Origin of the sequence: Halomonas llamarensis, from assembly GCF_023555005.1 — a bacterium.
Taxonomy (GTDB): Bacteria; Pseudomonadota; Gammaproteobacteria; order Pseudomonadales; family Halomonadaceae; genus Vreelandella; species Vreelandella llamarensis.
The window spans coordinates 1-7,542 of record NZ_JAMJPJ010000054.1 but is presented as its reverse complement, the minus strand read 5'-3'; the positions used below and the strand labels follow the sequence as shown (position 1 = coordinate 7,542).

Sequence of the window (7,542 nt, the reverse complement as noted above, 5' to 3'; positions counted from 1 at the left end):
CCAGCACTAGGCTAATCGCATCCAGTTTAAATTCTTTCGAGTACTGCTTTCGTGTGGTCATGATCCATCTCCAGTTTCAGGGCATTATTCCTTAACTGGGGTGGTCACATCTATTCAACCACTTCAGAATGAGCACTGTACCCACGCCGGCACTATCGGCGGTAGAAGAGCCTGAAACGCCAGCGAATAGCATGCTGACCATGACATTGACGTGGGCCAGGGCACCTTTAAAGTGACCCACTAGCAGCATGCATAACGTGATCAAGCGATCAGTGATACGTGCTGCGTTCATTAGATTACCGGCCAGTAGAAAGAGCGGTACGGCTAGTAGTACGAAGGAGTCCATTCCACTGTACATGCGCTGGAAGAGCACCCAGGTAGTCAGGCGCGGATCAAGGAAGATCAGGCTGAATGAGGTAAGGATCAGCGCCATTGCGATGGGTACCCCCACGACGATGAGTACGGCGAGCAGAGCAAACAGTAGCCATGGAAGAATAAATATCCAGTCGATAGGCATCATAGGTGGGGATCTCCCTGTCCAGGTTGTCCCTTACTCTTTGGGTGCAAGTGGAGGCTTTCTATGCTCTGGTCAGGTGCACTGACCTCCAGTGCCTCTATCTCGCTCGGTGTGTTAAGCGACATCTCCATTGCATCCAGGCCGTGGAGCAGGGTATGCAGTAAGCGCTGTAGACTGAACAGCAGTATGAATACACCACTAACCATGAAGGTTGAGTAGACGTAGATCATGGATAGCCCTGAGGCCGTGGCATTACGACGTAACCCAGATAGAGCGAATTCGTGTCCGTGGTAGACGAAGATAATACCGATAGCCAAACAAGCCAGATCGCGTATCACTCGGGTGGCGATATCAGCCCGTGAGCCACGAGGGAAAGCTTCAAGCACAAAGTGGTCTGCATGAAGCACGCCTACTGCAGCGCCCAGCATGACCATCCATTGAAACGCAAAGCGACTGAACTCTTCGGTCCAATAGATGCTTGGAATGAAGGCCAGATTTCGGCTGATTACCTGGTAAATGACCAACAGAATGAAGCCTAGTATGAGTAGCAGCAGTGACCAATTGAGCACGCGCTCAAGGATTCGGTTGAGCTGTGCCAACGCAGCGAGTAGTCGGGGCATGGCGATTACCTATGGCAGGCGCAGCGCCGGAGGGCCGGCGCTGCGTGGGTTATTCCGCGTTGACGATCATCTGGTGGAACTTGGTCAAACCCATGTCGGCGATCACGCTCTTGAGCGGTTCCGCGACGGTTTTCATCATGGTCTCGCGATCCATATCGTGCAGAGTGGCACCCTCTTCAACCAGCAGTTTTAGCGCCTCGGCGTCTTGTTCGAGTTGCACGTTGCGAGCGAAGTTAGCGGATTCGATGGCGGCCTTCATAACCTGTTCTTGTTGGAACTCATCGAGGCGATCCCAGGTCGCCTGAGATAGGGTTAACAGTCGTACTGTAATATCGTGCTCTGAAAGCCCGATATGCGGGGCGACTTCGTGAAAACGCATACGGTGAATCCACTCTGCTTCATTGAGTAGCCCGTCAATCGCCCCAAGTTGTAGCCCCGTGTAGATTTCACTCCATTGCATGACGGTAGGATTGGCTCCCAGCGCTTTCCAAGCGGTGATCAGCGGTTGTGTGGGGTTGGTGCGAATCTTTAAGCCTTCGAGGTCACTAAGATTTTCTAGCGGCTCGGTACTAACGATCTGCCGCTTTCCGCCCCCATAAAATGCCAATACGCGTACGTCGGTCTCAGCACTGATCTGGTCAGCAATCGCGCGGCCCACCTCGCCGTCAAGCACCTGAGACCAGTGTTCCTCGTCGCGATATAAGAAAGGAATCGAGAAAACATTGGCGGTGGGTGAAAAGTCAGTGATCAGGCCAGGGTTAATGATCGACACATCAAGAGCACCTACCATCTGTTGTTCAAACATTTCAGTCTCATGGCCGAGCACTGAGTTACCCATGATTTGGACGCCTATCGCACCATCGCTGGCTTCGGTAAGCAGCTCTTTGAAGCGTTCCGCACCCAGTTGGTAAGCGGTGTCTTCGGTGCCGCCATGGCCGAAGCGAAGCTCTAAGGCTTGGGCTGTGCCAGCGAATCCGAGGGCGGCGGTGACCAGCAGGGCGGCGCCCAGCAGTCTAGGAGAAGGGGTATAATTTAGATCGATCCATTTTTTGTTCATAATGACACCTTATTGTTGTCACCGCCCAGGGCGGCGTTGATTGGCTGGCGTGGGATAGGGCGTTAGCCGTGATCCCCGGCAGCATGGTTGGACAATGTTACGTTTGAGGTGGGCCTGGCGGCTCCACAAGAGTTACGGATCTGTAGCCGAGGTGATAGTACGACTTGCTCCCGTGTACCCTCAGGGTTGGCGATGCGCCTTAGCGCTAAACGTGCAGCTTCCTCGCCGATTGCGTAAGGATGGGTGGCGATACTTGTCAGCGCCGGGTCACTCAGGCTGGCTTCTTCAACGTCGTCGGTGCCGATCACCGCGCAGTCGACGCCTGGTATCAACCCTAGGCGCTTAAGGCCGAGCATAGCGCCAAAGGCCACTAAGTCGTTATGGCAGATCACTGCTGTAGGCGCCGGCGATTCAGTCATTAGCTGCTCAATCATGACAATGCCATCGCAACGAGTCACGGTGGAGCGCAATGAGCGCTGGTAAGTAAGCTGGTGATGTTCCAAGGATGCCTTGTAGCCTTGCCAGCGCTCACGGGTCGCCGAGTGCTCACTATGGCCGCCAAGGAAGGCGATTCGACGATGTCCCAGGCCTACAAGGTGATCCATGGCCTGGCATACCCCTTGATGAAAGTTGGCGCTAGCATAGTCGAAAGGGGGCTCGGCTACGTGTCGGAGTACCTGCACACAAGCCATGCCCCAGTTGTCGATAGTATCGATCAATGTTGGGTCGGTACCCTCCGCTGGGCACAGTAAGATGCCGTCAACGCTGTGTTCGCGCATACGCTCCAAAAAGCGCTGCTGACGCGCTGGAGAGTCCTCACTGTTGGCCAGGAAAGAGACGTAGCCCTCGCGATTCAGGGCGGCGTCAATCCCCGCCACCATAGCACCGAAGAAAGGGTTGGCAATATCGTAGACGACCACCCCTAAAGTCGACGTGCGGCTGCCGCGTAGCGTGGCTGCACCGCGGTTGTAGACGTAGCCCAGTGCTTTGATTGAGCGCTGCACCTTTAACCGGGTTCGCTCGGCGACCAACGGGCTCTCGCGCAGTACCAGTGACACTGTCGAGCGGGATACTCCAGCATGAATGGCGATGTCCTTCAGCGTCACGCTAGTGTTACCGCGCTGATCTTGGCGAGTCACGTCCTGGCTCATTGGATCTCCGGCATGGGTTGTTTTTAGATTGATCTAAAAGTTAGCTTATATAGTGCTTATGTACCAATCGTCTTTAGTCTAACAATGCCCAATCAAACACCTTGGCGCGACTCCCAGGCTTCTTCATTGACCAAGCTGATAGGGCGATTGCCGGACAGTGCCAGAATCAGGTTATCTACTGCCCGTTGCGCCATAGCATTGCGTGTCTCGTGGGTTGCTGAACCGATGTGTGGTAGGGCCACTACATTTGCCATGTGAGGTAGCGGTGACGCCTGTGATAGAGGCTCCTTGTTGTAGACATCAAGGCCAGCAGCGCGGATGCGGCCTGCCTTCAACGCCTCAATCAGTGCCGCCTCGTCCACTACTGGGCCACGGGCTATATTGATCAGAACTGCCGAAGACTTCATGCAGGTGAATTCATGAGCGCCGATTAAGTGATGGGTAGCAGCGGAGAGTGGAACGGTAACGCATACGAAGTCGGATTCGGCGAGTAGTTCGTCAAGTGTACGGCGCTTGGCACCCAGCTCAGATTCGAGAGCTGGCTTGGGTGAGGCCATGGCGTAGCGTACTTGCATACCAAAACCTAAAGCTCCGCGTCGGGCTACGGCTGCACCGATGCGGCCAAACCCCACTAAGCCTAGGGTCTTACCGTTAACATCATTGCCAAAGTGCTCTGGGCCGATGCTTTTAAGCCAGTCGCCACGTCTGACGAAATCGGCGAGTTCTACCACTCTGCGGGCAGTTGCCATGATCAGCGCGAAACCGGTATCAGCGGTGGTCTCTGTGAGCACGTCAGGAGTGTTGCATAGCAGAATGCCGTGCTGGGTTAGTTCTTCAACTGGATAGTTATCAAAGCCCACCGAGATGCTAGCAATGGCCTCCAAGTTTGGGGCTTCTTTCAGTAGCTCCGCGGGGATAGTCACGCTTGAGCCGATCAGGCCATGGGCTTCGGTCAGGGCGGCGCGGAACTCAGGGGTGTCTGCTGAGGCAAGACCATGAAACTGCTGTACCTCAAACTCGTTGGAAAGCTGAGTTAGCTGGGCTTCGCTCAGGCGGCCGTAAGCAAGGATACGTTTCTTCATGTTAAATTCCTTATTTCAGTGTGGATGACAGCTGATCCAGGTGGGTGCGATCGGGTAGCCCTTCCATATCGCCACGTACCTGCACCGCCAGGGCGCCTATAAGGTTGCCTCGCTGTACAGCTTCACGAGGTGAAAGACCTTCAAGCAAGGCGCTGATGATACCCACTGCAAAACCATCTCCAGCGCCTACAGTGTCGACAACCTTGGTCACCGGTACACCAGGCATTGTGAAGTCGACCTGGTTGCCCCCCAGGCTACCCCGATAGTAGCTGCCCTCGGGCCCCAGCTTAACGATTACAGCCTGGGCCCCGCGCTCCAGATAAAAGTCGGCAATTGCCTCAGGGCTGTCGTGGCCGGTTAGCAATCGGCCCTCAGCTAGACCAGGAAGCACCCAGTGAGTGCGGGCTGCCAAAGAGTTGAGCACTTCGCGCATTTCGGTTTTGCTGCGCCATAGACTAGGGCGAAGGTTGGGGTCGAAAGAGAGACTCGCCCCAGCGTTTCGAGCCCGATCAAGCATGGCTTCTGTGAGTTCGCGAGAACTTGCTGAAAGTGCCGGGGGGATGCCGGTGGCATGAACATGGCGTAAAGATGAGAAGTCAATGCCATCAGCGTCCGTTGGTGCTAGGTGGCTGGCGGCACTTCCTCGGCGATAGTATTCCACGTAAGGGTCGGCACCGCCCTGGGCAAGTTCCTTGAACACTAGGCCGGTGGGGTGTTCGGCATCGGTTCGCAGATGTCGACAGTCAAGCCCCTCAGCTTCTAAGGCACGGCGAATAAAGGAGCCAAAACTATCGTCGCCGACTCGACTTAGCCAGCCGACATGAAACCCTAAGCGAGCTAAGCCGATAGCCACGTTGGTGTCTGCCCCGGCAATGCGGCGTTGAAAATGCTCTACGTGGCCAAGCGCGCCGGCTTCCTCGGCGACGAACATTGTCATGGCCTCGCCAAAGGCAATGATCTCGGGAGAAGGGGAAAGTGGGGGCATGGCAGCCTCCTTTGTTTGGTTGGTAAAATTATAAGTGGCGCAGTCGTGCGAGTTGTTCAGCAGTAATAGCCGCCAAGTTCTCGCCCTTTAATGGATATTCGATAGCTCGCGGCAGTTGGGCTGGTAAATAGGTCAGCAGTGAACGCAAGGCAGAGAGCTCTTGCTCATCGGGTATGCTAGCTTTAAGAAGTTCATGACCGGACATAACGCCCTTGCAGTGTAAGTAGCGTACGAAGGGGCCTAGGCGTCGCGCTGCCTTCAACGGATCGGTACCAGTCCATAGCCAGTTTCCGATATCAAAGGTCATACCTAGTGGACATCCCGCAGACAAAGCGTCCTCCAAACAGGCAGCCAGGGGCTCTAGGGTGCCGCCCTCGGGGGTTTGGTCGTTTTCTATCAGTAATGGAGGGGCAGCCGTTAGGCATTGGCTCAATGCTACCCAGTCGACCTGATTCTCACCGGGGTAGTGGCCCATGGGGACTTTGATAGCGACTGCGCCCAGGTCGGCAGCCTCAACTATCTGTTTATCAAGATTTTCAGCGAACCGATCGACTTCCCAGAGCCTTTCAGGTGCGGAGTAAATGACTGCTAGGTCGAGGTCGGCGCAGGTCCGTCCTAGGCCGATGAAGTCTTCGAATCCTACAGGTAATAATTCACGACGGATCTCCACTCCATCGGCACCGGCTAAGTTAAGCCATGACAGTATCGTGCTATAGCCGCGTGCGGAGACGACGCTTTGGTCATAGGCAGAAATGGCAACCAGTGTTGCGGATGCATTTGAATCATCAGGCAATAGTAATGGGAACGATACCATTTGAGAGCATGAGGGTAGGATGGACATGAGGGTTCCTGAATGGGTTGATTAACGGCGCGTGGAGCCGCGCGGGATCAGAATGGCCTGAAAGTGCACTTGGCGCGATGGTGTTGTCCGATCACCAGCCTCACGTCGACGCATTAGACACTCGACTGCTGCCCGGCCGATCGCCTCGGTGGGCTGGGCTAAAGTGGTAATGCCGGGGCTGACGAGCTCACACCAGTCGAGTTCGTCGATACCTATCAGGCCAATATCGCCGAGTGGGGCGCCGTGGGCTTGTAGTGCACGGGTGGCAGCCAGGGTGGCATTGCCATTGGCACAGAGCAGCGCTTTGGGAGAGGTGCCAGGGCGTGCGATGAAGTTGCTGATAGCATTTTGTAGTGTTTCGGGCTCACTGAGTGGCTGGCAATGAGTTTCACCGGTCAGGTTGCGTGCGGCAACGCCCTGCTGGAAGCGAGTTAACCGCGCCTGTCGTGGACTGGCTAAACCCGGCGGTTCACTTAGATAGAGTAATTCGCCATAACCCCTGTCCTGTAAGTGGTCTAGGGCTAAATCGATCGCACGAGCGTTGTCGAGGCCCACAACTTCGGCCTCTACTTCGCTCAGCTCTCTTTCAAGGAGGACTAGAGGAATGCCTTGTTGGACCAGTGTCTGTAGTTCCTGGTCCAGACTTCCAACAGCATTGATTACCAAGCCTTCTATTTGGTAAGAGGCGAGTAAAGAAAGGTGCTCACGTTCCTGAGCTGGGTCATTGTCAGTATTGCAGACCATCAATGACAGACCACGCTCGCGGCAGGCCTGTTCCACGCCGTACATCACCGCTATTGAGAATGGGTTACGAATGTCAGCAACTAACATCCCAATGAGTTTCGAGCGCCCTCGTTTTAGACCGCTGGCCATCCGGTTAGGTCGATAGCCTAAGCGCTGAGCAGCGGCAGCAATGCGCGTCTGCATGCACGGAGAAAGTCGTTCACGTTCGCCGCTAAAGTAGCGAGAAACGCTGGTCTTGGAAGCTTTGGCTTCTCGCGCGACCTCAAGGATCGTTGTGCGCTGATGAGTTGTTATTGTCATATTTGTCTCTATCCATGGAACCGTTCCCATAATAGTTTCATGGCGCTAGCAAGGCAAATTCGTATTATTTGAATGGTGCTCATACGATGGCGGCGAAAAGTGCTGATACATTTATCCTGGGTTATTCACTAGGCAGGCCTGAAAACAAAAATAGTGGATGGTAATCTCTAAGGTAATCAATACGTTCCGGCAAGAACACGATTCCAAGAGGCCATCCACTATGGGTGAAAGCGTAACGTCCTGGT

Annotated in this window: 8 protein-coding genes; all 8 read right to left on the bottom strand. The window is 54.8% G+C overall.

Annotated features, from left to right (window positions below):
* Nucleotides 1–91: 91 nt before the first annotated feature.
* Nucleotides 92–520, bottom strand: coding sequence for a TRAP transporter large permease subunit (locus M8006_RS17205; RefSeq protein ID WP_250084372.1), 429 nt, complete (start codon nucleotides 518–520; stop codon nucleotides 92–94).
* On the bottom strand, nucleotides 517–1,137 hold the full coding sequence (locus tag M8006_RS17200; RefSeq protein ID WP_250084371.1) for a TRAP transporter small permease: 621 nt from the start codon (nucleotides 1,135–1,137) through the stop codon (nucleotides 517–519). Before M8006_RS17200 ends, M8006_RS17205 begins: the two co-directional genes overlap by 4 nt.
* Before the next feature lie 49 nt (nucleotides 1,138–1,186).
* On the bottom strand, nucleotides 1,187–2,194 hold the full coding sequence (locus M8006_RS17195) for a TRAP transporter substrate-binding protein (RefSeq protein ID WP_250084369.1): 1,008 nt from the start codon (nucleotides 2,192–2,194) through the stop codon (nucleotides 1,187–1,189).
* Nucleotides 2,195–2,256: 62 nt separating this feature from the next.
* Nucleotides 2,257–3,345 (bottom strand): LacI family DNA-binding transcriptional regulator, encoded by a 1,089-nt coding sequence (locus M8006_RS17190; protein WP_250084367.1) that lies wholly within the window; start codon nucleotides 3,343–3,345, stop codon nucleotides 2,257–2,259.
* 92 nt (nucleotides 3,346–3,437) lie between these two features.
* Nucleotides 3,438–4,427, bottom strand: coding sequence for a 2-hydroxyacid dehydrogenase (locus tag M8006_RS17185; RefSeq protein ID WP_250084365.1), 990 nt, complete (start codon nucleotides 4,425–4,427; stop codon nucleotides 3,438–3,440).
* Between the two features lie 10 nt (nucleotides 4,428–4,437).
* Nucleotides 4,438–5,412 carry a sugar kinase gene (locus M8006_RS17180; protein WP_250084362.1) on the bottom strand — a complete coding sequence of 325 codons (975 nt, stop codon included), beginning with the start codon at nucleotides 5,410–5,412 and terminating at the stop codon, nucleotides 4,438–4,440.
* A gap of 28 nt (nucleotides 5,413–5,440) precedes the next feature.
* Complete coding sequence (locus M8006_RS17175) at nucleotides 5,441–6,253, bottom strand: sugar phosphate isomerase/epimerase family protein (protein ID WP_250084360.1); 813 nt, start codon at nucleotides 6,251–6,253, stop codon at nucleotides 5,441–5,443.
* 21 nt (nucleotides 6,254–6,274) lie between these two features.
* Complete coding sequence (locus tag M8006_RS17170; RefSeq protein ID WP_250084358.1) at nucleotides 6,275–7,297, bottom strand: LacI family DNA-binding transcriptional regulator; 1,023 nt, start codon at nucleotides 7,295–7,297, stop codon at nucleotides 6,275–6,277.
* Between the last annotated feature and the right edge of the window lie 245 nt (nucleotides 7,298–7,542).